This window comes from Caldimonas thermodepolymerans (assembly GCF_015476235.1).
Lineage (GTDB): Bacteria > Pseudomonadota > Gammaproteobacteria > Burkholderiales > Burkholderiaceae_C > Caldimonas > Caldimonas thermodepolymerans.
Window position 1 is genome coordinate 1 of record NZ_CP064338.1, and the last position, 25,987, is coordinate 25,987.

The following is a 25,987-nucleotide window of genomic DNA, read 5'->3' on the forward strand; positions in this document are numbered from 1 at the left end:
CCGGGTTTTCGAGCAGGCCCGAAGTCTGTGGATAACCTGTCGGGAAGGGGGCGTTGGGGGGTAGAATCGCCCGGCTCGAGAGAAGGTTTTCCACAATACATGAGCTCCGACCTCTGGCAACGCTGCTGCGAGCGCCTCGCGGCAGAGATGCCCGAACAGCAATTCAACACCTGGATCCGCCCCCTGCCGCCCGGCACGGTCACGACCGCAGAGGCCGGCCCGGTGGTGAGCGTGCGCGTGCCCAACCGCTTCAAGCTGGACTGGATCCGCAACCAGTACGCGCCGCGCATCGAAAGCCTGCTGGCCGACCTGGCCGGCTGCCCGGTCAAGCTGGAGCTCTCGCTGGCGCCGCGCGAGGCGCCGCCCGTGAACCACCGCCCGGTGCTGGCCACGGCCGGTGCCGGCCCGGTGCCCGCGGCCCAGGCCTACAACGGCGCGGCCCCCGCCCGAGCAGCCGCCGCGGTGGCGGCACCGGCCGCGCCTGCGGCCAGCAACCCGGCCTCGCGCAGCCGGCTCAACCCCAGCCTGACCTTCGACACCCTGGTGCCGGGCCGGGCCAACCAGATGGCGCGCACCGCCGCGCTGCACGTGGCCGGCGCCCCCGGCCAGATGTACAACCCGCTGTTCATCTACGGCGGCGTGGGCCTGGGCAAGACCCACCTGATCCACGCCGTCGGCAACGCGCTGCTGGCCGACCGGCCGGACGCGCGCGTGCTGTACCTGCACGCCGAGCAGTTCATCTCCGACGTCGTCAAGAACTACCAGCGCAAGACCTTCGACGAGCTCAAGGCCAAGTACCACTCGCTGGACCTGCTGCTGATCGACGACGTGCAGTTCTTCGCCGGCAAGGACCGCACCCAGGAAGAGTTCTTCAACGCCTTCGAGGCGCTGCTGGCCAAGCGGGCGCACATCATCATGACCAGCGACACCTACCCCAAGGGGCTGGCCGACATCGACGAGCGCCTGACCTCGCGCTTCGACTCGGGCCTGACGGTGGCCATCGAGCCGCCCGAGCTGGAGATGCGCGTGGCCATCCTGATCAAGAAGGCCGAAGCCGAGGGCGCGGTGATGCCCGAGGACGTGGCCTTCTTCGTCGCCAAGAACGTGCGCGCCAACGTGCGCGAGCTCGAAGGCGCGCTGCGCAAGATCCTGGCTTATTCACGGTTTTCCCACAAGGAAATCAACATCCAGCTGGCGCGCGAGGCGCTCAAGGACCTGCTGTCGATCCAGAACCGGCAGATCTCGGTGGAGAACATCCAGAAGACGGTGGCCGACTTCTACAAGATCAAGGTCGCCGACATGTACTCCAAGAAACGCCCCGCCAGCATCGCCCGCCCGCGCCAGATCGCCATGTACCTGGCCAAGGAGCTGACGCAGAAGAGCCTGCCCGAGATCGGCGAGCTGTTCGGCGGGCGCGACCACACCACGGTGCTGCATGCCGTGCGCAAGATCGGCAGCGAGCGCACCAAGAACACCGAACTCAACCAGCAGCTGCACGTGCTGGAACAGACCTTGAAGGGCTGAAGACGGTGCTGTGCCCCTTCATGCCCCAAAGGGACTCGTGCGGTCAAGTGACAACCCTGGGGACAACTTTCGAACAAGCGCCAGGATGTCCACAGCGCGGCCGCCGAAGGCGAAGTTGTTGTACGCCGCCGCGAAAGTTTCCGGCGTCGCGCTGCACATGGTTGTCATGGAGCTAAAGCGTTGACGCGACAAGACAAAATAACGTTTTCCACAAGAAACCTGCCGCTCTACTACGGCTACCACCTCAAGAGGCTCAAATGATTGTGTTGAAAGCACCCCAGGACAAAGTGCTCGGCGCCCTGCAGGCCGTCTCCGGCATCGTGGAGCGACGCCACACTTTGCCGATCCTGGCGAACGTGTTGATCCGCAAGACTGGTAGCCAGGTCGAGTTCACCACCAGCGACCTCGAGATCCAGGTGCGCACCACCGCCGAATTCGAGGGCGACGCGGGCAGCTTCAACACCTCCGTCGGCGCGCGCAAGCTGATCGACATCCTGCGCGCCCTGCCTTCGGACCAGACCGTCTCGCTGTCGGCCAGCCAGAACAAGCTGACCCTGCAGGGCGGCAAGAGCCGCTTCACGCTGCAGACCCTGCCGGCGGAAGACTTCCCGCTGGTGCAGGAAGCCGCCGACTTCGGCCCCACCTTCAGCGTCCCGCAGAAGACCCTCAAGGGCCTGATCGGCCAGGTGCACTTCGCGATGGCGGTGCACGACATCCGCTACTACCTCAACGGCATCCTGTTCGTCGCCGAAGGCAAGCAGCTGACGCTGGTGGCCACCGACGGCCACCGCCTGGCGCTGGCCCAGGCCACGCTGGAAGTCGAGATACCGCGCCAGGAAGTGATCCTGCCGCGCAAGACCGTGCTGGAGCTGCAGCGCCTGCTCAAGGACGAGGACACGCCGATCGAGATGCGCTTTGCCGGCAACCAGGCCAAGTTCAGCTTCAGCGGCATGGAGTTCGTCACCAAGCTGGTCGAGGGCAAGTTCCCCGACTACAACCGGGTCATCCCCAAGAACCACAAGAACAGCGTCATCCTCGGCCGTGCGCCGCTGCTGGCCAGCCTGCAGCGCGCCGCCATCCTGACCAGCGAGAAGTTCAAGGGCGTGCGCCTGAGCTTCGAGCCCGGCGTGCTGCGCATCGCCTCCAGCAACGCCGAGCAGGAAGAGGCCAAGGAAGAACTCGAAATCGACTACGGCGGCGACAGCATCGAGATCGGCTTCAACGTCACCTACCTGGTCGACGTGCTGGCCAACATGGGCCAGGACATGGTCAAGATCGAGCTGCAGGACGCCAACAGCTCGGCCCTGATCACCATCCCCGATCACGCCGGCTTCAAGTACGTGGTGATGCCGATGCGGATCTGAGCCGGGCCGCGGGCGCGCCTCCCGTGACCGACACCGAGCGGGCTTGCGGCCCGCTCCAGCGTTTTTGACGGGGCTGGACCGGCAGCCGGCCACAGCCCCCAGCGACAGGAATCGAGACCTTCATGACCGACGCAAGCAACGAGCAACCGAGCCAACCCGCCCAGAACCCGGCCGAAGCCGGCTACGGCGAAAGCAGCATCCAGATCCTCGAAGGGCTGGAAGCGGTGCGCAAGCGCCCCGGCATGTACATCGGCGACACCTCCGATGGCACCGGTCTGCATCACCTGGTCTTCGAGGTCGTCGACAACTCGATCGACGAGGCGCTGGCCGGCTACTGCGACGACATCGTCGTCACCATCCACACCGACAACTCCATCTCCGTCATCGACAACGGCCGCGGCATCCCGACCGGCGTCAAGATGGACGACAAGCACGAGCCCAAGCGTTCGGCGGCGGAGATCGCCCTGACCGAGCTGCACGCCGGCGGCAAGTTCAACCAGAACAGCTACAAGGTCTCGGGCGGCCTGCACGGCGTGGGCGTGTCGTGCGTCAACGCGCTGTCCAAGTGGCTGCGCCTGACCGTGCGCCGCGACGGCAAGGTGCACTACCTCGAGTTCAAGAAGGGCGTGCCGCAGGACCGCATCATCGAGGAGCGTGACGGCGTCGAGGTCAGCCCGATGAAGATCCTCGGCAACACCGACAAGCGCGGCACCGAGGTGCACTTCCTGCCCGACGACGAGATCTTCTCCAACGTCGACTTCCACTACGACGTGCTGGCCAAGCGCCTGCGCGAGCTCTCGTTCCTGAACAACGGCGTCAAGATCCGCCTGGTCGACGAGCGCAACGGCAAGGAAGACAACTTCGCCTTCGCCGGCGGGGTCAAGGGCTTCGTCGAGTTCATCAACCAGGGCAAGAAGGTCCTGCATCCGAACATCTTCCACGCCGTCGGCGAGCGCGTCAGCGAGCAGAACACCACCATCGGCGTCGAGGTGGCGATGCAGTGGAACGACGGCTACAGCGAGAGCGTCCTCTGCTTCACCAACAACATCCCGCAGCGCGACGGTGGCACCCACCTGACCGGCCTGCGCGCGGCGATGACCCGCGTCATCAACAAGTACATCGAGGACAACGAGCTGGCCAAGAAGGCCAAGGTCGAGATCTCCGGCGACGACATGCGCGAGGGCCTGGCCTGCGTGGTCAGCGTCAAGGTGCCCGAGCCCAAGTTCTCCAGCCAGACCAAGGACAAGCTGGTCTCCAGCGAGGTGCGCGGCCCGGTCGAGGAGGTCGTGAGCCAGAAGCTCACCGACTGGCTGCTCGAGAACCCCAACGACGCCAAGATCATCTGCGGCAAGATCGTCGAGGCCGCACGCGCCCGCGAGGCCGCGCGCAAGGCGCGCGAGATGACCCGCCGCAAGGGCGTGCTCGACGGCCTGGGGCTGCCCGGCAAGCTGGCCGACTGCCAGGAGAAGGACCCGGCCCTGTGCGAGATCTACATCGTCGAGGGCGACTCCGCCGGCGGCTCGGCCAAGCAGGGCCGCGACCGCAAGTTCCAGGCGATCCTTCCGCTGCGCGGCAAGATCCTGAACGTCGAGAAGGCGCGCTACGAGAAGCTGCTGTCGTCCAACGAGATCGTCACGCTGATCACCGCGCTGGGCACCGGCATCGGCAAGGACGACTTCAACCCCGACAAGCTGCGCTACCACCGCATCATCATCATGACCGACGCGGACGTGGACGGCGCGCACATCCGCACCCTGCTGCTGACCTTCTTCTACCGACAGATGCCCGAGCTGGTCGAGCGCGGCCACATCTACATCGCGCAGCCGCCGCTGTACAAGGTCAAGCAGGGCAAGCACGAGCAGTACCTGAAGGACGCCCACGAGCTGGACGCCTTCATGCTCAAGGTGGCGCTGACCGACGCCGAGCTGCACACCGGCATCGGCAACACCGTGCTCAAGGGCGAGGCCTTCGAGCAGCTGGCACGCCAGTACGTGCTGGCCGAGAACGTCATCGGCCGCCTGTCCAACTGGATGGACGCCGAGGCCCTGCGCGCGCTGGCCAACGGCGTCGAGATCAACATGGACACCAAGGAACAGGCCGAGGCCAGCGCCGCGGCGCTGCAGGCCGCGCTGCACGGGGCCAAGGTCGAGGCCACCTATGACGAGCGCACCGACAAGCACGCACTGCGCATCAGCCGCCGCCACCACGGCAACGTCAAGACCAGCGTCATCAGTGCCGAGTTCGTGCACGGCGCCGACTACGACGTGCTGAGCAGCGCCGGCCGGACCTTCAAGGGCCTGCTCGGCCCCGACGCCGTGATCCGCCGCGGCGAAGGCGACCGGCAGAAGGAACAGAAGGTCGGCGACTTCCGCCAGGCCATGCAATGGCTGATGGCGCAGGCCGAAGCCAGCGTCGGCCGCCAGCGCTACAAGGGCCTGGGCGAGATGAACCCCGAGCAGCTGTGGGAGACCACGATGGACCCGAACGTGCGCCGCCTGCTGCGCGTGCAGATCGAGGACGCCATCGAGGCCGACCGCGTGTTCACGATGCTGATGGGCGACGAGGTCGAGCCGCGCCGCAACTTCATCGAGGCGAACGCGTTGAGGGCGGCGAACATCGACGTGTGACGCATCCGTGTAGAGAGCTACATATGGTGAGAAAGTGAACCTCAATAGCTGAGACAGCCTGAGGTTCCCCTCCCTCCTAACCGGAGGTGCATGCTTCGTCCGTCAAGAGCTGCAACTTCTGGCCAGCTTTCATTGTGAGGTCGTAAGCTTCCCCGTCAAGCAGGCATTTCAAAAGTAGAACTTCCGGCGACGCGTTGGCGGTACTCGGCCGGGGTCAGATCGCCGAGCGAATCGTGGGGACGCTCCTCGTTGTACTCGAGCATCCACCAGTACGCGGCCTCGCGCACGTCGTCGAGGCGGGTGAACAGGTGCTGGTCCAGGACCTCCTCGCGGAAGGTCCGATTGAAGCGTTCGATGTAGGCGTTCTGGTTGGGCTTGCCGGGCTGGATGTACCGGATGGCCATGCCGTTGAGCTTGGCCCACTGCACGAAGGCCTCGCCCAGGAACTCCGGGCCGTTGTTGGTACGCAGGACCTGCGGCAGGCCGTGGTCGCGCTTGAGCTGCTCGAAGATGCGGACCAGGCGCGTGGACGAGATCGAGGTGTCGACCTCGATGTGCAGCGCCTCGCGGTTGAAGTCGTCGACCACGTTGAAGGTCCGGAAGCGGCGGCCACACGCCAGCGCGTCGGCCATGAAATCCGCTGACCAGACGGCATCGGGCAGCAGGGGAACGTAGAGCGGTACGCGTTCGCGCTTGGGCAGCCGCTGCTTGGCCTTGCGGCGCAGATTGAGCTTCATCGCCTTGTACACTCGGTAGATTCGCTTGTGGTTCCAGTCCGGACGCGCACGGCGCAGGACCTTGCAACACTTCCAGAAGCCGCGGCTCGGGCGATTCTCGACCACCTCGGCCAGGGCCGCGATGATCTCGGCATCCCGTACCGTCCAGTGCACCGGCGGCTGGTACCACGCTGCCCGCGACAACCCAACGCAATCACAGGACCGGCTCAGGGGCCGCGTGCGCACCTCGACCAGGTACCGCACGGCCTCGCGCTTCTGCTCCGGCCCTACAGTTTTTTTGCGATCAGATCCTTCATCGCGGCGTTGTCGAGCGCCAGCTCGGCGTACATCCGCTTGAGCCTGGCGTTCTCCGCTTCCAGGTCCTTGACACGCCGCAGCTCGGAGGCCTCCAGGCCGCCGTACTTCGACTTCCACTTGTAGTAGGTCGGAACGCTGATGCCGGCCTGCCGGCAGATGTCCTTGACCGGCACGCCGGCGTCGGCCTGCTTGAGGATCGAGACGATCTGGGTCTCGGTGAAACGGGACTTCTTCATGGAACCTCCTGGCTGGGGAAAACATGCCAGAAAGTTCTACTTATGGGGTGTCTGCGGATCGGGGAAGCTTACGCTTGAGCGGGCTGTCGCGAATTTCGGTACTTCCAAAGTTGGTCGTAGCGCGGCTGTCGCTTTTTTCTGACTTAGCGGTCGCGTTTGTCGCGTTTTTCTGGCTAAGACGAGGTCGCGAGCGCACGGCCATGGGACGGACCATTGCAAGGCAGCCCTCCGTTCACAGTTGCTCGCCGCTGATGTCCAGCAAACTAGGAGATTCGCAAAAAATCCTAGTTCTCTAGACAGGTAATGCACCGGTCTCTTCAGTCTCTCCAAACGGTTAGCTCATTACTTCTTGCAAGCTCCGGGCACTGCTAAGCTAATGCGGCTACGGCACCGGGAGACGGTAAAGGCACGCACGCGTTCGCACGCCTGAGGCGGAGTCGACTAGGGCGGTCGGGCTACGCGAGCGCAGCCCGTCCCGAAGTCCAGGAGCCCCGCGCGAGGTATCGCGTCACGCAGGGAACGCCCTTGCTGAACTCGTCGCAAACGCCCCTGTGGGTAGCTACGACGTCGGTAGTCCGTTTGCAGTTCAGGAGGGCCAGCGTATCGCTGGTTGTCCACCTCAGGGCAACCGGTTCCTGCCGCGGCTTGGAAGATGTGCCCGACCGACGAATCGCCACGGAGCGGCCAACAGAGTGAGCTTCCCCGACCACCGGCCTGCGGAGACTATTGAAGATGAGAACCCTCTCCGACATTGCCTCGCGACTGCGGCAGCAAGCCAAGCAGATGAAGGTCACCCAGGAGGAGCTGAGGCGACGTTCTGGCATTTCCAGGCAGACCCTGACCAACATGCTGAACGGCCACACCGACTACCGGGTTAACACGCTGCTTGCAGTGGCCGACCGCCTCGGACTCGAGCTCGTCTTGGTGCCGAAGGTATCAGCGCCAGCCCTGGAGGCGGGGCCACCGCGTCCGTCGGTCGTCAAAACCCGTGTGCGGGCGGCACTAGAAGGTCAGCGCACCCTTCACGCCCCGCGGCCCAGGACCGTGACAGGTGCCCCGGGGCCGGAAGACGCCATGTCACCCAAGGCGCCCAAGAAGCGTTGAACTCTCCGGGCAGCACCCTGGTCTTGAACGCACAATCCTGCAAACCTGCCGGGGTCTCGCAGCGCTGAGTATTGCCGGGCATGACGTGTCTCCCTAGAGTGAGACGCACCATGGTCGAGCAAGTCCGTCATCCCTGCACCATCGTTACTGTGCCGGTGTGCCCGCCGGTACAGATGCATGGTTGCCCCCCGGGTCAAGCGGCTGCGAGCCCATGCGCACCCCTCAAGCAACCTCCTTCCCGGGTTGACTTCCGCTGGCTCGCAACTGCGGGGCCAGCAGGACAAGCAGCCAGGCAGATTCCTGAGCGTTGCACCTTCGCCGCGCCGCGCATTTCCGCTGAGTTCTTCTCCCGGTTCCTGTGTTTCGTGAACGACCTAAAACGCAACGCGCCTCGCGGCGCATCTGTTTTAGGTGTCACGTGCGTGCCTACACGTTGCACGTTCAAAGAACACAGAGGACATGGCTATGGCTTACGGCACCAGAGGCGGTCTGGCAACGCTCGACCGCGGTATCCGCAAGATTGCACGCACCTTTGGCAGGACCGCAACGCTTACGCATTCACCTCGGGTGCGTACCTCGTCAATTTGTTGCTCATGGCTCCATCCTCTCAAGGTTTGGAGCCTCCGGGAAAGGCGGGGCGATTCAGTTGATTTACATAGACTCGAGTTCGCAGGTTATGGGGCTATCTACATCCGGCCTGCCCCGCCCAGGGGCGTGGCCCTCGACACGCCATGGAAGGCCCGATCGCGTCGGGCCTTCCTTCGTTCGTGGGAGGATTCGGGTCCGCCACCAGACGGCATTCATGGAACCCATGCACCAGATCCGCATCGCGACGGCCTGCTTCGTCAACGACCGCAACGAGCTGCTCGTCGTGCGCAAGAGGAACACCACCCGCTGGATGCTCCCCGGCGGCAAGCTCGACGGGGACGAGTCGGCGGTCGAGGCGGTGCGGCGGGAGCTGAAGGAGGAACTGCAGCTCGACGTGCCGGCGGCTGCCCTGACGCCCTTGGGCCGCTTCGAGGAGATGGCGGCGAACGAGCCGGACACCCGCGTGCGGGCCGAGGTGTTCGTCGCGCAGGTGCCCGAGGGCCAGGTGCCGCGGCCGGCGGCGGAGATCGCCGAGATGCAGTGGCTGCCGATGCAGCCGCCGGCACCGCCCGGGGTGGCGCCGCTGCTGGCAGGGCACATCCTGCCGGCCTTGCGGCGGCGCCATGGCGAGGCAGGCTGACCGGGTCACGGGGATCGGGAACGCGCCTGAAGCGCCTGTGCCCGTCCCAGCCACAGCCCCAGCAGCGCCCACACCAGCGCCAGCGGCACGACCACGCCGACCAGCCCGCCCAGCGCCAGGCCCAGCCGCCCCAGCATCCCCTCGGTCTGCGCGCCGACCACGTCGCCGGCGCGGTAGACGAAGGTGTCGATGAAGGCCTTGGCCTTGTACTTGTCCTCGCGGCTGACGACGGGAAACAGCGTCTCGCGCGCGGGCCGCGTGATGCCGCGCTGCACCGCGCGGTTGGCCGCTTCCAGCAGCACCAGCACGGTAAACGAACCGTAGAGCGCCAGGCCGACGAAGCCGAGCGCGGTGACCGCCGGCAGCAGGGCGAGCGCCACGCCCAGCCCGAAGCGCTGGATGATGCGGCCGGTCAGGGCCAGCTGCAGCGCCAGCACCGCGATCTGCGTCCACATGTCGATCTGGCCCAGCGTCGCGGTGCGCACGTCGGTGTGTTCGGAGGTGGCGGCCACCATCTGCAGGCGCGTGAAGTAGATGAAGGTGGCGACCACCGTCATCAGCAGCACGTAGGCGGCAATGCCGGCCAGGTAATGCGAGCGGCACACGGCCCACAGCCCGGCCCAGGCGCTGCCGCCGATGCGTTCGGGCCCGGTGGCCCTGGCCGGCGTGGACGGTGCATCGGCCGGCGGCCCTGCCCGGTCCGGGGCCAGGCGCACCAGCCACCAGGCACACGACAGGGCGAGCAGCAGGAAGCCGCCTGCGACCAGCAGCAGGTTCGGCGTGCCCAGCGGCCGGGCCAGCTGCGACGCCAGCCACGGCCCGAAGATCGCGCCCAGCGTGCCGCCGACCGAGACCGGGGCGAAGCAGCGCCGGGCCTGCTCGCTGGTGAAGCGGTCGGCCATCAGCGCCCAGAACACCATGGTCGCGAACAGGTTGAACACGCTGAACCAGACGTAGAACACCTGCCCGCTGGTCTGGCCGACCGCCTCGGGCGTGAACCGCAGCAAGGCCCAGAAGCCCGCCAGGCACAGCACGAAGAAGCCGTAGGTGGCGCCGATGAACTGCAGGCGCTTGAAGCGCGCCACCAGCCAGCCGAACAGCGGGTTGACGGCCAAGGTCACCACCGCGGTGCCGATGAACAGCCAGCGGATGCCCTCGATGCCGCGCTGCATGCCGAGCGCGTCCCGTGCCGGCCGCAGCAGCATCAGCGCGGTAAGCACGCAGAAGAAGAACAGCGCGGCGACCAGGACCGGCCCCAGCTCCTCGCGGCGCACGCCGGACAGGGCGATCCGCGCGCGGCCCATCGCGTCACGCGAGCGGGGTGCCGGTCGCGCGCTCGAGCGCGGCGAGCAGCTGGTCCTGGAAGCGCACGTCGTGGACGGCGGGGTGCGGTTCCTCGCGCTGCAGGTGGTACCAGTAGCCGCCGCTGGTCAGCGCCTCGGGATCGTCGCTGACGGCAAGCCACTCCTGCGTCGCATGGCCCTGGCGCAGGTCGTCCGGCGCGGCGGGGCCGCCCATGCGGGTGGGCACCCAGCCCGGGTTCACGGCGTTGCTGCAGACGTCCGGCCACCGGCGCGCGACCGCCGCGGCCAGGGTGGTGACGTAGAGCTTGCTGTCGGCATAGCTGCCGGTGGCGCGCCGGCCGGTCCAGTCCATGCCGGCAAGGTCGGTGCTGCCGCTGCGGTGCAGGGCGCTGCTGAGGTAGATCAGCCGCTGCGGGCGCCGGACCAGCGCGGTCAGCAGGTACGGCGCGACGGTGTTGACCACCAGCACCTGCGGCCCGGACAGCACGCCGGCGTTGTGGATCACGGCATCCATGCGACCGAGCTCGTTGACCTGCCGGGCCAGGTCGCGCGCCTGCCGCAGGTCGGACAGGTCGCCGACGGTGACGGCCGCGCCGCGCTCCAGCAGCGGCTGCACCGCCGACATCCGTTCCCGGGAGCGCACGTGCACGACGACCTCGTGTCCCTGGGACAACAGCGTCTCGGCGGCGAGGTATCCCAGCCCGGTCGACGAGCCGGTGATGAACACCCGCTTGCGGGCCGGGCGTTCCGGGCGTGGATTGGTGGCTCCCATCGGCGTGCTCCGGGAAGCGGGCGACTGCGCGCGGGCGGCGCCGGCCGGCCACAGCGATCCGGCGCCCAGCGTCGCGCTCGCGAAAAGGAAGCTCCGGCGGTCCATGCGCATGACCTCCTCTCGCATGTTCGCCGCCGGCCCGGGGGCGGGCCGTTGCGGTCCTGGTCAGAGCCTGCCGGTGCCGGGCAAGTTCCGGCGCGAGCCCGGGCGGGCCATGGCCGCAGGCCGAAGGCGGGCCTGCGAAGGATATACAGAGGCCGGGATCCTGTATGCATCATTTTGGAAGTCGGCCGCCCCTGGCCGCACCAAAGGTATGCGCGCATGACCCAACGCCGAGCGCCAGGCGGCCCGGATGTATGGCACACATCCTGCGTGGATGGGCCGGCAACCCGACCCACCACCATGCGCCCCTTCGAACAACGTAACCGGTACTTCGACCAGCTCTGCAACACGCCCGGCCTGATGTGGCTGGGGCAGAACACCAACCACTTCGATCCGCACCCGAGCGTGATCCAGGCGGTGCAGGACGCGCTCGCCGACGGCAGCTACCACGCCTACGCGCCGCCGTGCGGCTTCGAGGAGCTGCGCGAGCTGGTCCTGCAGGACGTCGGGTTGCCCGATGCCTGCTGCTTCGTCACCGACGGCGGCGTGGAAGGCCTCTACAACGTCTGCAGCAACCTCTGCCGGCCGGGCCAGGACTTCGTGACCACCGACCCGAGCTGGGCCTGGCCGATCCACTTCGCGCGCAAGGCGGGGGCCCGCATCGTCGAGCTGCCGATCTTCGACGAGAGGCAGGGCTACAAGCTCGCCGCCGAGCAGCTGCGCGCGGCCGTGGGCCCGGACACCGGCGTGATCTACCTGGTGGACCCGAACAACCCGCTGGGCACCTGCCACACGGCCGAGGAGATCCAGGCGTTCACCGACATCGCGCGTTCGGTCGGCGCCTACTTCATCCACGATGCGACCTACTCGCAGTTCGCCGACGGCTTCACGCCCGCCTACCGCTACTACCCCGAGAAGAGCATCGTGATGTACAGCTTCTCGAAGTGGGCCGGGCTCGCCGGCCTGCGCCTGGGCGCGGCGATCGCCTGCACCGACATCATCGAGAGGCTGGCCACCGCGCCGCCCAACAACCTGGGCTGCAACGTGCTGTCGCAGCGCGCGGCGATCGCGGCCCTGAAGAGCAAGGCCGAGTGGTTCCCGCAGGTCAAGGCGCGCCTGCGCCGCAACCAGGCGGCCGTGCACGAGGCGGTGCAGCAGGTGCCGGGCTTGCGCGTGCTGGTCTATCCCTCGCATGCCAACCTGCTGGTGATCGACACCTCCGAAGCGGGCGTGACGCCCGAGGCGCTGGTGGCGGCCTACGGCGAGGCCGGGATCATGATCCGCCAGGGCACCTACCACACGAAGCGCTTCGGCGACCGCTTCATCAAGGTCAGCCTGTCGGTGCCCGAGGCATGGGCCGACCGCTTCTGCGCGCTGCTGCCCGGGATGGTCGAGCAAGCCCGCCACACCACCGCCCCCGCCCTGTTCTGAAGGAGAGCCTGCGATGCCTTACATCACCGCGCGCGACGGCGTGCGCCTGTACTACGAAGAGGCAGGCAGCGGCACGCCGATCGTCTTCGTGCACGAGTTCGGCGGCGACAGCCGCAGCTGGGAACCGCAGATGCGTTACTTCACGCGGCGCTACCGCTGCATCACCTATGCGGCACGCGGCTACCTGCCCTCGGACGTGCCGGAGGACGTGGAGCGCTACTCGCAGCAGATCGCGGTCGACGACATCGCCGACGTGATGGATGGCCTGGGCATCGACTCGGCCCACGTCGTCGGCCTGTCGATGGGCGGCTTCGCGACGCTGCACTTCGGCCTGCGCTACGCGGCGCGGGCGCGCTCGCTGGTGGTGGCCGGCGCGGGCTACGGTGCCGAGAAGCAGTACGAGGAGTACTTCCGCAACGTCTCGCTGGAAGTGGCGCGCAAGTTCGAGGAGCTGGGCGCGCCGGAATTTTCGAAGACCTACGCGCAGGCCGCCTCGCGCATCATCTTCCAGGTCAAGGACCCGCGCGGCTGGCAGGAGTTTGCCGACATGCTGGCCGAGCATTCCTCGATCGGCTCGGCGCGCACGATGCAGGGCGTGCAGGCACGCCGCCCGTCGATCTACGACCTCGAGGCCGAGCTGCGCCGGATGCAGGTGCCCACGTTGGTGATCGTCGGTGACGAGGACGACCACTGCCTGCAGCCCGGCATCTTCCTGAAGAAGACCGTGCCTGCCAGCGGCCTGCTGGTGCTGCCCAAGGCCGGGCACACGATCAACCTCGAGGAGCCGGCGCTGTTCAACCAGTTCGTCGGGGACTTCCTCGCCACCGTCGAGCAGGGCAAGTGGCTGCCGCGCGACCCGCGCAGCCAGCCGGCCGAGATCATGAAGACCTCATGAGGGCCGCCGACAACGTCAGCGAGCAGCGCCTGAACCAGCGCCTGGCCGCGCTGGCCCGCCTGGGGGCCACGCCCGCCGGCGGGGTGAACCGCCCGGCGCTGTCGCTGGCCGATGCGCAGGCCCAGGAGCTGATGGCGCGCTGGGGCCAGGACATCGGCCTCGAGCCGAGCCGGGATGCGGCGGGCAACTTCTTCCTGCGCCTGCCGGGCGGCCCCGAGGGCGCCGCGCCGGTGCTGAGCGGCTCGCACCTGGACAGCCAGCCCACCGGCGGGCGCTACGACGGCGTCTATGGCGTGGTGGCCGCGCTGGAGGCTGCACAGGCGCTGCTGGAGGCCGGCGTGCCGCGCCGGCGGCCGCTGGACGTGGTGGCGTGGATGAACGAGGAAGGCTCGCGCTTTGCGCCCGGCATGATGGGCTCGTCGGTGTTCGCCGGCGCGCGCACGCTGGACGAGATCGGCGCGGTGTGCGACAGCCAGGGCCTCAGCGTGGCCGAGGCGCTGCGTGCCACCGCGCTGCGCCTGGCCCACATCCCCGGGCGTCCGCTGGGCGGCGCGGTGCATGCCTACGTGGAGGCCCACATCGAGCAAGGCCCGGTGCTGGACCGCGCGGGCGTTCCCGTCGGCATCGTGACCGGGATCCAGGGCAAGCACACCTTCCGCGTCGAGGTCGACGGCGAGGCGGCCCACGCCGGCACCTCCTGCCGCGCCGAGCGCCGCGACGCGCTGCTCGCGGCGCTGGCGATGGTGCGTGCGCTGACCGAGGTGATGCACGACGCCGAGGACATCGTGAAGTTCACCGTGGGCCGCTTCGAGGTGATGCCCAATGCGCCTTCGGTGGTGCCGGCGCGGGTGGTGTTCTCGATCGACCTGCGCCACCCGGACACCGGGACGCTGCGGCGCCTGAGTGCCCAGGTCCAGCCGCTGTGCGAGGCCCATGCGGGGCCGTGCACGGTGCAGGTCACGCGCCTGTCGGCGGCGGACTCGCTGGTGTTCCCGCCCGAGATGCAGCAGCGCGTGAAGCAGGCCGCCGAGGCGCTGGGCATCCCGGCCATCGCGCTGCCTTCGGCCGCCGGGCACGATGCGCGCTACCTGCACGGGATCGCGCCCTCGGCGATGGTGTTCGTGCCCAGCCGCGACGGCATCACGCACAACGAGGCGGAGTACACCGACTCCGCCGACCTGGCCGCGGGTGCCCGCGTGCTGACCGAGGTGCTGCAGGGGCTGCTGGCCTGAGCGCGGGCCGCGCCCGCCGCCCCCCGGCCTTTCCGGTTGACTCTCCGTCCCCGACACCCCGGTGTCGGTTCCCCGGCCCATGGCGCTGTGCGCGTCGTGGGCCGTCTTTTTGCCGCTCAGCCCGGCAGCTGGCTGGAGACCGCCGAGATCAGGTCGACCATGTCGTCCTGCAGCAGCGTGACGTGGTTGGCCGCGGCGGAGAACGCGGCTTCCGGGTCGTGCCGCTCGATGGCGTCGAGGATGGCCTGATGCTCGCCGATGGTCGAACGCATGCGGCCCGGGTGGTAGGTGACGTGGCGGCGGTAGAAGGCCACGCGCTTGCGCAGCAGCCGCGTCTGTGCGGCGAGGTAGTGGGTGTTGGACGCGTCGTACAGCGCGTCGTGGAAGTGCTGGTTGACTTCGTAGAACAGGTCGCGGTTGTCGCTGTCGACCAGCCCCCTGAGCTGTTCCTGCAGCTCCTGCAGGCGACGGCGCTGCGCGGGCGTGGCGCGCCGTGCTGCATAGCGTGCGCACAGGCCTTCGAGCACCGACATCATCTGGAACATCTCCAGGATCACGGGCATCGACAGGCTGGTGACGTACACGCCGTTGGTGCCCTTCATCTCGACCAGGCCGGTGCCGGCCAGCGCGCGCAGCGCCTCGCGCACCGGCGTGCGCGAGACCTTGTAGCGCTCGACCAGCTCGGCCTCGTCCAGCCGCGTGCCCGGGCGCAGCGTGCCGTTGAGGATCTGTTCTTCGAGGTTCTCGCGCAGCTCCTCGCTCAGCGTGGGGGCGCGCTCGCGCGTGCGCTCCCGGCCGGGCGGGACGTCGCGGGTGGCAAGGGTCTGCTCCATGCAGTCTCCGATGGGTCTTGGGTTCCGTGAGGAAGGCGGTGGCCTCGCGCGGCCGCCGTGGTGGAGCCGTCCTCAGCAGTATTCGCGCCACCTTGCAGGCAGGCCTGCACGGGCCGCGGCGAGCTATCTCGGTGCGGGTGCACCTGCACCGTGAATCCAGAACGGGCATTTCCGTATGCACGTGCATCGATATGAGGCGCGTTGCACGGGGACTCGCGCATCCGCAAGCAGCGAAGGCTGTGTTCCGGCTGGCACGGTTAGTGCGTAAGGGAAGCCCATCGCGAGGGCCGCCCGAGGGCGCCCCGCCTTCCCTGAACCCCAGACCACGCACCGACATGACCTCTCTGACGCTGACCGGCAAGACCGCTCTCATCACTGGCGCCTCCAAGGGCATCGGACTGGCGACCGCCTGGACCTTTGCCGAAGCCGGGGCCCGGCACCTGCACCTGGCCGCGCGCGACGGCGCCGCGCTGGAGGCCGCAAAGCGGGAAATCGAGGCCCGGCACCCGGGCACGCAGGTCAGCACGCACGCGCTGGACCTGTCGGCGCCCGGCGCGATGAAGGCGCTGGCCGACGCGGCCGGCGACGTGGACATCCTGATCAACAACGCGGGCGACATGCCCTCCGGCCCGCTGGAATCGCTCGACTGGGACCTGCTGCGCCGCGCGCTGTCGCTGAAGCTGGTCGGCTACATGGAGCTCAGCTGCTACGTCTACGAAGGCATGAAGCGCCGCGGCAGCGGCGTAATCATCAACGACATCGGCAACTCCGGCGAGAACTACGACGCCAACTACATCGCGGGCTCGGCGTGCAACGCCGGCGTGATGGCCTTCACCCGCGCGCTGGGCGGCGTGAGCCTGGACCACGGCGTGCGCGTGGTCGGCGTGAACCCCGGCCCGGTCGCCACCGACCGCATGGTCAAGATCATGAGGCGCCGCGCGATCGACAACTTCGGCGACGAAAGCCGCTGGCAGGAACTGTTCGACGCCTACCCCGGCGGCCGTCCGGCCGAGGCGCGAGAGATCGCCGAGCTGATGCTGTTCCTCGCCTCCGACCACGCGCAGTACATCACCGGCACGGTGGTGACGATCGACGGCGGCATCGCCGCGCGCGGCTCGGTCATCAAGACCAGCAACTACGCCGCCAACCGCGCGGCGCGCCTGGCTGCCCAGGCCTCCGCCCAGGCGGCCTGAGTCCGACGCAGCAGGACTTCGCCATGGCCACGCCCCTTCCATTGCCTGCCACGCCCGCCGCCCGGCCCGCGGAGGGCGGGGCCTCCCGACCGCCGCGCCGGCGCCTGCCGCCCGAGGTGCTGATGAGCACGCTGTCGGTGCTGTCCATCGTCGCCCTGTGGTACCTCGCGACGCTCGCGCTGCCGCCCTCGGTGCTGCCGCCGCCGCACACGGTGGTGAAGTCGATGGCCGAGCTCGCCGGCACGGACGAGTTGTGGAGCGACATCCGCATCTCGCTGACGCGCATCGCGTTCGCCTTTGCGCTGGGCATGGGCATCTCGCTGCTGCTCGGCTTCGCGATGGCGACCTCCGAGCGCGCCGGCATGTTCTTCCGCGTCTGGGTGGTGTGCGGCATCACGGTGCCGGCCATCGTGACCATCCTGACGATCTACATGGTCATGGGCATGAACGACCGCGCCGCGGTCGTCGGCGCGGCGCTCACCGTGGTGCCCTTCCTCGCGATCAACATCCGCGAGGGCATCAAGAGCATCGACATGCGCCTGATCCACATGGGGCGCATCTTCCGCGCCAGCCGGCGCCAGCTGATCGGCTCGGTGATGCTGCCGCAGGTCGCGCCGATGCTGCTGGCCTCGGCCCGCTTCGGCCTGGGCCTGGTCTGGAAGATGGTGCTGTTCGTCGAGCTGCTGGGCCGCAGCGACGGCGTGGGCTACCGCATCGAGCACTACTTCCAGATGTTCGACATGACGCAGGTGCTGGCCTACGCGCTGAGCTTCCTGATCGTGATGATGTTCATCGAGGTGTTCGTCTTCGGGCTCATCGAGAAGCACATCTTCCGCTGGCGCCATGGCTGACGCGGCCGTGTCGACTTCCTCCCGCAACGCTTCCACAGGACGCCCCATGTCGCAGATCGCCCTCGTCAACGTCGGCAAGACCTACCGCGCGGCCCGTCGCGAGCCGCTGCACGTGCTGCGCGGCATCGACCTGTCCATCGAGGCCGGCGAGGTGGTCGGCCTGGTGGGCCCGTCGGGCTGCGGCAAGTCGACCATCCTGAACATCGTCGCCGGCCTGGATGCGGACTACACCGGCCGCGTGACGATCCAGGGCCGCCCGATGTCCGAGCAGCTGGATGCGGGCTTCCGCGTCTCCTACGTGTTCCAGGAATCGCGCCTGCTGCCCTGGTACACGATCGCGCAGAACATCGAGTTCGCGCTGCGTGCGGCGAACTTCCCGCGCAGCGAGTGGAAGGAACGCACCCTCGCGGTGCTGGACCTGGTGGGCCTGTCCCGCTTCAAGGACTTCTACCCGGGACAGCTCTCGGGCGGCATGCAGCAGCGGGCCTCGATCGCGCGCGCCTTCTCGGTGGACCCGGACATCCTGCTGATGGACGAACCCTTCAGCGCGCTGGACGAGCTCACCGCGCGCAAGCTGCGCCAGAGCCTGCTCGACATCTGGGAGAAGTTCCGCTCGACCATCCTGTTCGTCAGCCACAACGCCTACGAGTCCACCTTCCTCGCGGACCGGATCATCGTGATGAGCAGCAACCCCGGCGGAAAGATCGCCGAGGAGATCGACCTTCGGGACGTGCCCCGTCCGCGCTCCTACGACGACCCGGCCCTGTTCGAGAAGAGCAAGGAGGTCATCCGCGTGCTCGACCGCCGCCCGGTCGAGGCCTGAACCCACGAGAGGCACGCACCGCCACCCCGCCCCACCGTTTCCTGACCGTCCCCGCCCCTGCACTGGAGCAACGCCCCATGAAGCCCACCACCAACCTCAAAGCCCTGCTCGGCGGCGTCGCTGCCGCGCTGACCCTGCACTTCGCACCCCTGGCCCAGGCCCAGACCGCCGCGCCCAAGGGCGACGGCGGCACCATCCGCATGCTGATCAACCCGGCGGGCACGATGTCGATCCCGCCGCTGGTGATCAAGCAGTACAACCTCGACAGGAAGTACAACATCAACGTCGAGACCGTCCCGTACAGCAACAACAACTCGGCCGCGGTCGCGCTGCAGAGCAAGAGCACCGACGTCGTGATCCTCGACTGGCTGGCCACCGCGCGCCTGAAGGCCGGCGGCATCAACGTGGTCGGCGTCGCGCCCTTCCTCACCTACGTCAACAGCATCATCGTGCCGGTCGACTCGCCGGCCAGGACGATCGCCGACCTGAAGGGCATGAAGGTCGGCGCGCACAACAAGACCGGCTTCGACTGGGTCATCACCGTGGCGGCCGCGAAGAAGAAGTACGGCATCGACCTGAACAAGCAGGTCACGCTGCACGAAGGCGCGGTGCCGCTGTTGCGCGGCCTGATGGAACAGGGCGAGCTGCAGGCCACCGGCATGTGGAACTCGCTGGCGCCCGAGATGCTGGCCACCGGCAAGTTCCGCACGCTGGCCACCATCCGCGAGATCTCCGACAGCATGGGCCTGCCCACCGTGCCGTTCCTGTTCTTCGGCATGCGCGAGGAGTACGCCAAAGCCAACCCGGCCAACGTGCGCGCCTTCGTCGCCGCCTACCAGGACGCCGTCAGGATCATGAAGACCGACGACAAGCTGTGGGAGGACACCGGCAAGCGCATGAAGCTGTCGCCGCAGGCCACCGAGTTCTTCAAGCAGCAGGTGCGCAACGACCTGCTGACCGCCTTCACGCCCGAGATGGCCCAGGGCCTGTCCGACACGCTCGACGCGATGGTCGAGGTCGCCGGTCCCGAGGTCATCGGCATGAGCAAGCTGCCCGAAGGCCTGATCACCCTCGAATACCAGTAAGCCCTGACGGTCGATTCGTCACCGCGACGCCGCGCGGGTCCGCGCGGTGTCCCCCGTTCCCTGTGGAGATGCATCGTGAACAGCCCCTTTGAAGCCCGGACCATATCGACCGCCAGCCTGCCGATGATCGACATCAGCGGCCTGTCGTCGTCGAAGCACGAGGACCGCAAGGCGGTCGGCGCGCAGATCCGCGCCGCCTGCATCGAGTACGGCTTCTTCTACGTGTCCGGCCACGGCGTGCCGCAAGGCCTGATGGATGCGGCCCTGGAACAGACCCGCGCCTTCTTCGCGCAGCCCGACGAGCAAAAGGCCAAGGTGGCGCGCACCAAGTCGTTCTGCAACCGCGGCTGGGACCCGCTGAAGGCCGAGTCGCTGGGCCTGGACGTGCCGGACAACAAGGAAACCCTGTTCCTGGGCCTGGACCTGCCGCTGGACCACCCGGCGGTCGTCGCGCGCCGCTTCAACCACGGCCCGAACCAGTGGCCCGAGGGCCTGCCCGGCTTCAAGACCACGATGCGCGCCTACCACGCCGCCCTGCGCGACGTGAGCGAACGCATGATGGTCGGCCTCGCGCTGGCGCTGGACCTGCCCGAGGACTACTTCGAGGACTTCAACGACACCCCGCTGTCGACGATGCGCCTGCTGCACTACCCGCCGCAGCCGGTCAACGCCGGCAGGGAGCAGGTCGGCGCCGGCGCGCACACCGACTTCGGCGCGCTCACCTTCCTGCTGCAGGACGAGAACGGCGGCCTGCAGGTGCAGGGCCTGGACGGCGAGTGGATCAGCGCCCCGCCGATCCCCGGCACCTATGTCTTCAACATCGGCGACGCGATCGCGCGCTGGACCAACGACCTGTTCCGCTCGACGCTGCACCGCGTGATCAACGTCTCGGGCAAGGAGCGCTACTCGGTGCCGTTCTTCTACTCCGGCAACCCCGACCACGTGCTCGAGTGCCTGCCCGGCTGCCTGAAGGCCGGCGAGTCGCCCAGGTACCCGGCCGTGACCGTCGAGAAGCACATGCAGGAGTGCTACCGCCGCGCCCGCGAGGCCGCCTCCAGCTACGTCGGTTGAGGACGCGCGAGATGCCGACGCTGCTCAAGCGCTTCGACTTCCTGGCCGCGCTGGCCGGTGTGGCGCGCGACGACCTGGTCGTCACCAACCTGGCCAACACCGCCACCGAGTGGCATGCGGCCCGGCCCTCGCACGCCAACCTGTATGCGGTGGGCATGGGCCTGGTCACGTCCTATGCGCTGGGCGTGGCGCTGGCGCGGCCCGAGCAGTCGGTCATCGCGCTCGACGGCGACGGCGGCATCTTCTTCGACACCTCCATCCTGGGCACGATCGCCGCCGCGGGCGCGGCCAACCTCACGGTGGTGGTGTTCGACAACGGCGGCTACGTCTCCACCGGCCGGCTGCCCGACGTGGCCTCGCTGGCCGCGCGCGTGGACATCGCGACGCTGGCGCGTGCCTACGGCCTCGCGCACGTGCACACGGTCGAGCAGCCCGAGGCGCTGGTGGCCTGCGTGCGCGAGGCACGCGAGACGGCCGCGCCGACGCTGGTCGTCGTGAAGGTCAATGCCGAGCAGGCGTTCGTCGGCCCGTTGCCGATGGACCTGAAGGAAAACAAGTACCAGTTCGTGCGCCACGTCGAGCAGGCTGCGGGCATCCGCATCCTCAAGCCCTCGGCCAAGGAACACGGCGCACGCCCGGCCGCCGACCCGGCCAGCCACGCCGACGCCCAGGCGGGCTTCGCGCACACGCTCCATGCCGCCCTGAAGGACAACGGCATCGACTTCGTGATCGGCCTGCCCTGCTCGGGCTTCAGCGGCGCGCAGTCGCTGCTGATGCAGGACCGCGAGATCCGCTACCTGCCGGTCGCCCACGAAGGCACCGGCGTGGGCATCTGCGCCGGCGCGTGGCTCGGCGGCAAGCGCCCGGCCGCGCTGATCGAGAACTTCGGCCTGTTCGCCTCGGTGTACCACCTGCTGCGCGGCCACTTCAGCCACGGCATCCCGACATTGCTGATGACGGAATACCGCGGCGACACCGGCGACCAGGAGTTCTTCGCCGAGACCGGCGAGGTCACGCCCGACCTGCTCAGGGCCATGCGCGTGAACCACCGCGTCATCGCCGATGCCGCGCAGCTGATGCCCGCGGTGCGCGACGCCTGGCGCTGGATGGACGCCTGCCTGCGTCCCTTCGCGATCCTGCCCACCTTCGAGCTCACGCGCCTGAAGCGCTGAGCCGCCCTGCCGGAACACCCATGCGCACGCTGCTTTCCCACATCGGCCGGCTCTACACCTGCGACCGCCACGACCGCGTGCTTGCCGATGCGTACGTGGTGGTCGAAGGCGAGCGCATCGTCGAGGTCGGCCAGGGCCGGCCCGAGGGCCACTTCGACCAGCGCATCGACCTGCGCGGCCAGGTCGTCATCCCCGGCCTCGTCAACCTGCACCATCACTTCTTCCAGACGCTCACCCGCGCGATCCCGCGTGCGTTGTCGGGCCACCTGATCGACTGGCTGCGCGCGATGTACCCGCTGTGGGCCGGCTTCACGCCCGAGGACCTGAACGCCGCGACGCAGGCGACGATGGCCGAGCTGATGCTCACCGGCGCCACCATCAGCGTCGACCACGCCTACCTGATGCCCGGCGGCCGCGCGGCATACACCGACGCGATCGTCGAGGGTGCATGCACGGCCGGCATGCGCCTGCACCTGGTGCGGGGCTGCATGACGGTGATGGAGGACCGCCTCGAACAGGAACTTACCCCGCTGATCGGACCGCGCGCCGGCGGCCTGGTGGACGACGAGGACGAGGTGCTGGCCGACATGGCGCGCGCGATCGACACCTACCACGACACCGGCTGGGGCGCGCGCGTGACGATCGCGCTCGGCCCCACCACCGCCACCTACCCGCGCCTGGACTTCATGCGCCGCATCGCCGGGCTGGCGAACGAGCATGGTTGCGGCCTGCACATGCACTTCCACCCGCGCCCCGACGAGCGCGCCTGGTGCCGCGAGCAGTACGGCAAGCGCCCGATCGAGCTGCTGGACGAAGCCGGTTGGCTGCGCCCGGGCACCTGGTTCGCGCACAGCACGCGCGTCGACGCCGACGACATGCGCCAGATGGCCGAGGCCGGCGTCGCGGTCGCGCATTGCCCGCGCATGATCGTGCGCCTGGGCGCGCGCGTCACGCCCGTGCACGAGATGCTCGCCGCCGGCGTGCGCGTGGGCTTCGGCGTCGATGGCGGCGCCAGCAACGACAGCAGCTCCATGCTCGGCGAGCTGCGCCTGGCGTTGCTGCTGCACCGCGTGGCCGGCGGCGAAGGCACGGTGCCCTGGCAGCAGTGGCTCTCGCCCTACCGGGCGCTGACGATGGCCACGCGCGATGCGGCCGCCGTCCTCGGCCGCAGCGACATCGGCCGCATCGAGCTCGGCTGCTGCGCCGACATCGCCGCCTTCGACATGTCGCCGGTCGCCTTCGCCGGCGCCCGCACCGACTGGCTCTCGGGCCTGCTGGTCGCCGGCGACGACAGCCGGGCGTCGCTGACCATGATCGGCGGCGCGATCCGCGTGCTGCACGGCCGCCTGGTCTGGGACGACGAGCAGCAGCTGCGCGCGCGCGTCGACGCCGCCACCCAGCGCCTGATCGAGCGCGCCCAGCGCCTCACCGGCCTGGACTACCTGCAGATGGCCTGAGCGCGGCGCGCACCGGCCCACCTTCATCCGCTGAACGGACCGATTCCATGAGCACGACCTCCCCCCTGCACGGCGTCGACCTGCTGATCGACAACGAGTGGCGCCCGGCCCTGTCGGGCCGTCGCCTCGACGTGCCCAACCCGGCCACCGGCGAGGCCTTCGTCACCGTGGCCCACGCCGGCATCGAGGACCTCGACATCGCGCTGGCCGCTGCGCAGCGCGGCTTTGCCACCTGGCGCGCGATGTCGCCGTACGACCGCAGCGCGATCATGCGCCGGGCGGCCGCGATCCTGCGCGAGCGCACCCCCGGGATCGCCAGCCTGCTGACGCAGGAACAGGGCAAGCCGGTCGCCGAATCGGTGGTCGAGCTGCGCGCCGCCGCCGACATCATCGAGTGGTTCGCCGAGGAAGGCCGCCGCACCTACGGGCGCCTGATCCCGGGCCGGTCGCCGCAGGTCACGCAGAAGGTCATCAAGGAGCCGGTCGGCCCGGTGGCCGCCTTCACGCCCTGGAACTTCCCGGTCAACCAGGCCGTGCGCAAGATCTCGGCCGCGCTGGCTGCCGGCTGCTCCATCCTGCTCAAGGGCCCCGAGGAAACGCCGGCCTCCTGTGCCGAGTTGGTGCGCGCGTACGTCGATGCCGGCCTGCCGCCGGGCGTGGTCGGCCTGGTCTACGGCACGCCGGCCGAGATCTCGGGCTACCTGATCCCGCACCCGGTGATCCGCAAGATCTCCTTCACCGGCTCCACCGCGGTGGGCAAGCAGCTCGCGGCGCTGGCCGGCAGCGCGATGAAGCGCGTGACGATGGAGCTCGGTGGCCACGCACCGGCGATCATCTTTGCCGATGCCGACCTCGACGCCGCGGCCGGGCAGCTCGTCCTGATGAAGTTCCGCAACGCGGGCCAGACCTGCATCGCCGCGACCCGCTTCCTCGTGCACGAGTCGGTGCACGACGCCTTCCTCGAGCGCTTCCTCGCCAAGGTCGCGCAGATCAAGGTCGGCAACGGCCTCGACGAAGGCGTGACGATGGGCCCGCTGGCCAACGTGCGGCGCGTGCAGGCGATGGAGGTGCTGATCGGAGACGCCCTGGCCAAGGGCGCGCAGCTCGCCTGCGGCGGGCACCGCATCGGCAGCGCCGGCAACTTCTTCGCGCCGACCGTGCTGACCGGCGTGACCCCCGACATGCGCGCGATGAACGAGGAACCCTTCGGCCCGCTCGCACTGGTGCGCCGCTTCAGCTGCTTCGAGGAGGTCGAACAGGAGATCAACCGCCTGCCGTACGGCCTGGCCACCTACGCCTACACGCGCGACGCCGCGACGATCGCGAGCCTGACCCACGTCGTCGAAAGCGGCATGCTGTCGATCAACCACCTGGGCCTGGCGCTGCCCGAGACCCCGTTCGGCGGCGTCAAGGACTCGGGCTACGGCTCCGAAGGCGGGCTGGAAGCGGTCGAGACCTACCTCGTCACCAAGTTCGTGTCGGAGTACCAGCCGCCGTCGGGATGAGGCCAGCCAGGGTCGGACTACGACGCCTGGCGTTCCACCAGCGCGGCGATGGTGCCGTTGAGCGGCAGCGTCGTGCGGCACGCCGGATACCGCGTGCAGCCCCAGAAGGGCTTGCCCCCCTGGCGCGGGCGGCGCAGCACCAGCTTGATCCCGCAGTTCACGCAGGTCGGGCGCCAGTACTCGCCCTGCAGCGCGACGTCGAGCAGGGCCTGCTGCTGCTCGGCCGAGCGCGAGCGGATCAGCTTCAGCAGCGCGTCGACGTCCAGCAGGTTGATGCCGTTTTCCTTCGCGAACGCGACGGCCTCGTCGGTGAAGCGCGAGGTGGTCGCGAACTGGCCGCGTACCACGCCGTGGGCTGCCATCACGCCGCGCAGCTCGCGCACCTTGTCGACGCCCACGCGCTTGCCGTGCCAGTGCTTGCACTGCACGATGGTCACCGGCTTGTCGGGCTGGTAGCGCGTGTAGACCCAGAGGTCGACGCCGCCGTCGGCACCGTGCGACTGGCTGCGCGTGCGAAACCCTGCCTGCGTGAAGAGCGCCTCGACCACGGCCTCGAAGCGGCGCCATTCGATCAGGTCGAACACCTCGGCGCTCCAAGCCGTCGGCCGGGGGGGCTCGGCGGGCGTGGCGACGGCCTCGGCCTCCTGGGCGGTCGCCTCATGCCCGGCAGGACGCGATGCGGCAGGCGTGCGCGAGGCCGTGGACGCCGGCGCATCGTTCGATGCGGTGGCGCTGCGGGCGCGTTCGCGGGCCTGCCACCACAGCAGCAGCGCGCCCGCGATGGCCATCAGCCAGCCCAGCGGCGCGACGGCCTTGAACATCGATGCGACATGCCCGCCGCGGGCAAACAGCGGCACCAGTGCGATGGCGCCGCCGACGACCAGCAATTGCAGCGCGGCCCCTTCCCTGCGCCGGCTGCGGCGCCCGTTGCGGGCGTGCCTTGGTTTCACGGACTCCTCCCTTTCCTGGTCCCTGGCTGGACCAGCGGGATTTGTAACCAAACGCAATGGCGGTTGCATCCCCACTCAGGGGGAACCCCGCGGTTACATGTGACGTATTGCGCAGATCGGCGCTGGCCGGCCTGGATCGCCCGCGTGGCAGCGGGCTGCCGGTGCAGCGAGGCCCCGCGCCACGGACGCACACG

Annotated in this window: 21 protein-coding genes; 16 read left to right on the plus strand and 5 right to left on the minus strand. The window is 68.7% G+C overall.

Translation table 11 applies throughout. The features are described from left to right. Positions 1–99: 99 nt before the first annotated feature. The 3 genes from dnaA to gyrB all read left to right on the plus strand — a co-directional run bounded on the left by dnaA (position 100) and on the right by gyrB (position 5,515). The gene (dnaA, locus tag IS481_RS00005; protein ID WP_104358588.1) at positions 100–1,524 is read left to right on the plus strand and encodes a chromosomal replication initiator protein DnaA; all 1,425 of its coding nucleotides are present in this window, start codon (positions 100–102) and stop codon (positions 1,522–1,524) included. Positions 1,525–1,781: 257 nt separating this feature from the next. Then, complete coding sequence (gene dnaN / locus IS481_RS00010) at positions 1,782–2,888, plus strand: DNA polymerase III subunit beta (protein ID WP_104358589.1); 1,107 nt, start codon at positions 1,782–1,784, stop codon at positions 2,886–2,888. Between the two features lie 122 nt (positions 2,889–3,010). Further along, positions 3,011–5,515, plus strand: coding sequence for a DNA topoisomerase (ATP-hydrolyzing) subunit B (gyrB, locus tag IS481_RS00015; RefSeq protein WP_104358590.1), 2,505 nt, complete (start codon positions 3,011–3,013; stop codon positions 5,513–5,515). Positions 5,516–5,670: 155 nt separating this feature from the next. Here the strand turns inward: gyrB and IS481_RS00020 are convergent. Further along, positions 5,671–6,785, minus strand: a protein-coding gene (locus IS481_RS00020; RefSeq protein ID WP_194963319.1) for an IS3 family transposase whose coding sequence is annotated in 2 segments (ribosomal slippage) — positions 5,671–6,533 and positions 6,533–6,785 — 1,116 coding nt in all. Because the reading frame shifts where the segments join, the coding sequence is not laid out codon by codon here. A gap of 732 nt (positions 6,786–7,517) precedes the next feature. On the opposite strand from IS481_RS00020, the gene IS481_RS00025 reads away from it, so the two are divergent. Both IS481_RS00025 and IS481_RS00030 read left to right on the plus strand, forming a co-directional pair. Next, positions 7,518–7,889, plus strand: coding sequence for a helix-turn-helix domain-containing protein (locus IS481_RS00025; RefSeq protein WP_104357258.1), 372 nt, complete (start codon positions 7,518–7,520; stop codon positions 7,887–7,889). Positions 7,890–8,691: 802 nt separating this feature from the next. Beyond that, positions 8,692–9,117 carry an NUDIX hydrolase gene (locus IS481_RS00030; RefSeq protein ID WP_198425442.1) on the plus strand — a complete coding sequence of 142 codons (426 nt, stop codon included), beginning with the start codon at positions 8,692–8,694 and terminating at the stop codon, positions 9,115–9,117. 5 nt (positions 9,118–9,122) lie between these two features. On the opposite strand, the gene IS481_RS00035 is transcribed toward IS481_RS00030, so the two are convergent. Both IS481_RS00035 and IS481_RS00040 read right to left on the minus strand, forming a co-directional pair. Further along, complete coding sequence (locus IS481_RS00035; RefSeq protein WP_104357260.1) at positions 9,123–10,421, minus strand: NTP/NDP exchange transporter; 1,299 nt, start codon at positions 10,419–10,421, stop codon at positions 9,123–9,125. A gap of 4 nt (positions 10,422–10,425) precedes the next feature. Further along, on the minus strand, positions 10,426–11,298 hold the full coding sequence (locus IS481_RS00040; protein ID WP_104357467.1) for an SDR family NAD(P)-dependent oxidoreductase: 873 nt from the start codon (positions 11,296–11,298) through the stop codon (positions 10,426–10,428). A 297-nt stretch (positions 11,299–11,595) separates the two neighbouring features. On the opposite strand from IS481_RS00040, the gene IS481_RS00045 reads away from it, so the two are divergent. Genes IS481_RS00045 through IS481_RS00055 form a run of 3 tightly spaced genes read left to right on the plus strand, consistent with a single transcriptional unit; the run spans position 11,596 to position 14,853 of the window. Beyond that, on the plus strand, positions 11,596–12,726 hold the full coding sequence (locus tag IS481_RS00045; RefSeq protein ID WP_104357261.1) for a pyridoxal phosphate-dependent aminotransferase: 1,131 nt from the start codon (positions 11,596–11,598) through the stop codon (positions 12,724–12,726). 13 nt (positions 12,727–12,739) lie between these two features. Further along, positions 12,740–13,621, plus strand: a complete 882-nt coding sequence (locus tag IS481_RS00050; RefSeq protein ID WP_104357262.1) for an alpha/beta fold hydrolase — start codon at positions 12,740–12,742, stop codon at positions 13,619–13,621. Further along, on the plus strand, positions 13,618–14,853 hold the full coding sequence (locus IS481_RS00055) for a M20 family metallo-hydrolase (RefSeq protein ID WP_104357263.1): 1,236 nt from the start codon (positions 13,618–13,620) through the stop codon (positions 14,851–14,853). Before IS481_RS00050 ends, IS481_RS00055 begins: the two co-directional genes overlap by 4 nt. A gap of 116 nt (positions 14,854–14,969) precedes the next feature. Here IS481_RS00055 and IS481_RS00060 read toward each other — a convergent pair whose 3' ends face one another. Beyond that, positions 14,970–15,686, minus strand: coding sequence for a GntR family transcriptional regulator (locus IS481_RS00060; protein ID WP_104357264.1), 717 nt, complete (start codon positions 15,684–15,686; stop codon positions 14,970–14,972). 335 nt (positions 15,687–16,021) lie between these two features. On the opposite strand from IS481_RS00060, the gene IS481_RS00065 reads away from it, so the two are divergent. From IS481_RS00065 to IS481_RS00100, 8 genes are all read left to right on the plus strand, one after another. Next, complete coding sequence (locus IS481_RS00065; protein ID WP_104357265.1) at positions 16,022–16,879, plus strand: SDR family oxidoreductase; 858 nt, start codon at positions 16,022–16,024, stop codon at positions 16,877–16,879. 23 nt (positions 16,880–16,902) lie between these two features. Further along, the gene (locus IS481_RS00070; RefSeq protein WP_104357266.1) at positions 16,903–17,730 is read left to right on the plus strand and encodes an ABC transporter permease; all 828 of its coding nucleotides are present in this window, start codon (positions 16,903–16,905) and stop codon (positions 17,728–17,730) included. 46 nt (positions 17,731–17,776) lie between these two features. Then, entirely contained in the window at positions 17,777–18,553 is a 777-nt protein-coding gene (locus tag IS481_RS00075) for an ABC transporter ATP-binding protein (RefSeq protein ID WP_165908758.1), read from the plus strand. 77 nt (positions 18,554–18,630) lie between these two features. Next, complete coding sequence (locus IS481_RS00080; RefSeq protein WP_104357268.1) at positions 18,631–19,638, plus strand: ABC transporter substrate-binding protein; 1,008 nt, start codon at positions 18,631–18,633, stop codon at positions 19,636–19,638. 75 nt (positions 19,639–19,713) lie between these two features. Continuing rightward, entirely contained in the window at positions 19,714–20,709 is a 996-nt protein-coding gene (locus IS481_RS00085) for an isopenicillin N synthase family dioxygenase (RefSeq protein ID WP_232529381.1), read from the plus strand. A gap of 11 nt (positions 20,710–20,720) precedes the next feature. After that, positions 20,721–21,881, plus strand: a complete 1,161-nt coding sequence (locus tag IS481_RS00090; RefSeq protein ID WP_104357270.1) for a thiamine pyrophosphate-dependent enzyme — start codon at positions 20,721–20,723, stop codon at positions 21,879–21,881. A gap of 20 nt (positions 21,882–21,901) precedes the next feature. Then, a complete protein-coding gene (locus IS481_RS00095) occupies positions 21,902–23,338 on the plus strand; it encodes an amidohydrolase family protein (protein WP_104357271.1) in 1,437 nt (478 codons plus the stop codon). 47 nt (positions 23,339–23,385) lie between these two features. Continuing rightward, a complete protein-coding gene (locus tag IS481_RS00100; protein WP_104357272.1) occupies positions 23,386–24,843 on the plus strand; it encodes an NAD-dependent succinate-semialdehyde dehydrogenase in 1,458 nt (485 codons plus the stop codon). Between the two features lie 17 nt (positions 24,844–24,860). On the opposite strand, the gene IS481_RS00105 is transcribed toward IS481_RS00100, so the two are convergent. Continuing rightward, positions 24,861–25,793 carry a restriction endonuclease gene (locus IS481_RS00105; RefSeq protein ID WP_232529383.1) on the minus strand — a complete coding sequence of 311 codons (933 nt, stop codon included), beginning with the start codon at positions 25,791–25,793 and terminating at the stop codon, positions 24,861–24,863. Positions 25,794–25,987: the final 194 nt, after the last annotated feature.

What these genes read in the sequence shown, in the direction of transcription:
- IS481_RS00030 (WP_198425442.1), top strand. Translation starts at nt 8,692, where the DNA reads ATGGAACCCATGCACCAGATCCGCATCGCGACGGCCTGCTTCGTCAAC.
- IS481_RS00065 (WP_104357265.1), top strand. Translation starts at nt 16,022, where the DNA reads ATGACCTCTCTGACGCTGACCGGCAAGACCGCTCTCATCACTGGCGCC.
- IS481_RS00090 (WP_104357270.1), top strand. Translation starts at nt 20,721, where the DNA reads ATGCCGACGCTGCTCAAGCGCTTCGACTTCCTGGCCGCGCTGGCCGGT.
- dnaA (WP_104358588.1), top strand. Translation starts at nt 100, where the DNA reads ATGAGCTCCGACCTCTGGCAACGCTGCTGCGAGCGCCTCGCGGCAGAG.
- IS481_RS00080 (WP_104357268.1), top strand. Translation starts at nt 18,631, where the DNA reads ATGAAGCCCACCACCAACCTCAAAGCCCTGCTCGGCGGCGTCGCTGCC.
- IS481_RS00095 (WP_104357271.1), top strand. Translation starts at nt 21,902, where the DNA reads ATGCGCACGCTGCTTTCCCACATCGGCCGGCTCTACACCTGCGACCGC.
- IS481_RS00075 (WP_165908758.1), top strand. Translation starts at nt 17,777, where the DNA reads ATGTCGCAGATCGCCCTCGTCAACGTCGGCAAGACCTACCGCGCGGCC.
- IS481_RS00060 (WP_104357264.1), bottom strand. Translation starts at nt 15,686, where the DNA reads ATGGAGCAGACCCTTGCCACCCGCGACGTCCCGCCCGGCCGGGAGCGC.
- dnaN (WP_104358589.1), top strand. Translation starts at nt 1,782, where the DNA reads ATGATTGTGTTGAAAGCACCCCAGGACAAAGTGCTCGGCGCCCTGCAG.
- IS481_RS00035 (WP_104357260.1), bottom strand. Translation starts at nt 10,421, where the DNA reads ATGGGCCGCGCGCGGATCGCCCTGTCCGGCGTGCGCCGCGAGGAGCTG.
- IS481_RS00055 (WP_104357263.1), top strand. Translation starts at nt 13,618, where the DNA reads ATGAGGGCCGCCGACAACGTCAGCGAGCAGCGCCTGAACCAGCGCCTG.
- IS481_RS00045 (WP_104357261.1), top strand. Translation starts at nt 11,596, where the DNA reads ATGCGCCCCTTCGAACAACGTAACCGGTACTTCGACCAGCTCTGCAAC.
- IS481_RS00100 (WP_104357272.1), top strand. Translation starts at nt 23,386, where the DNA reads ATGAGCACGACCTCCCCCCTGCACGGCGTCGACCTGCTGATCGACAAC.
- IS481_RS00050 (WP_104357262.1), top strand. Translation starts at nt 12,740, where the DNA reads ATGCCTTACATCACCGCGCGCGACGGCGTGCGCCTGTACTACGAAGAG.
- IS481_RS00025 (WP_104357258.1), top strand. Translation starts at nt 7,518, where the DNA reads ATGAGAACCCTCTCCGACATTGCCTCGCGACTGCGGCAGCAAGCCAAG.
- IS481_RS00070 (WP_104357266.1), top strand. Translation starts at nt 16,903, where the DNA reads ATGGCCACGCCCCTTCCATTGCCTGCCACGCCCGCCGCCCGGCCCGCG.
- gyrB (WP_104358590.1), top strand. Translation starts at nt 3,011, where the DNA reads ATGACCGACGCAAGCAACGAGCAACCGAGCCAACCCGCCCAGAACCCG.
- IS481_RS00040 (WP_104357467.1), bottom strand. Translation starts at nt 11,298, where the DNA reads ATGGACCGCCGGAGCTTCCTTTTCGCGAGCGCGACGCTGGGCGCCGGA.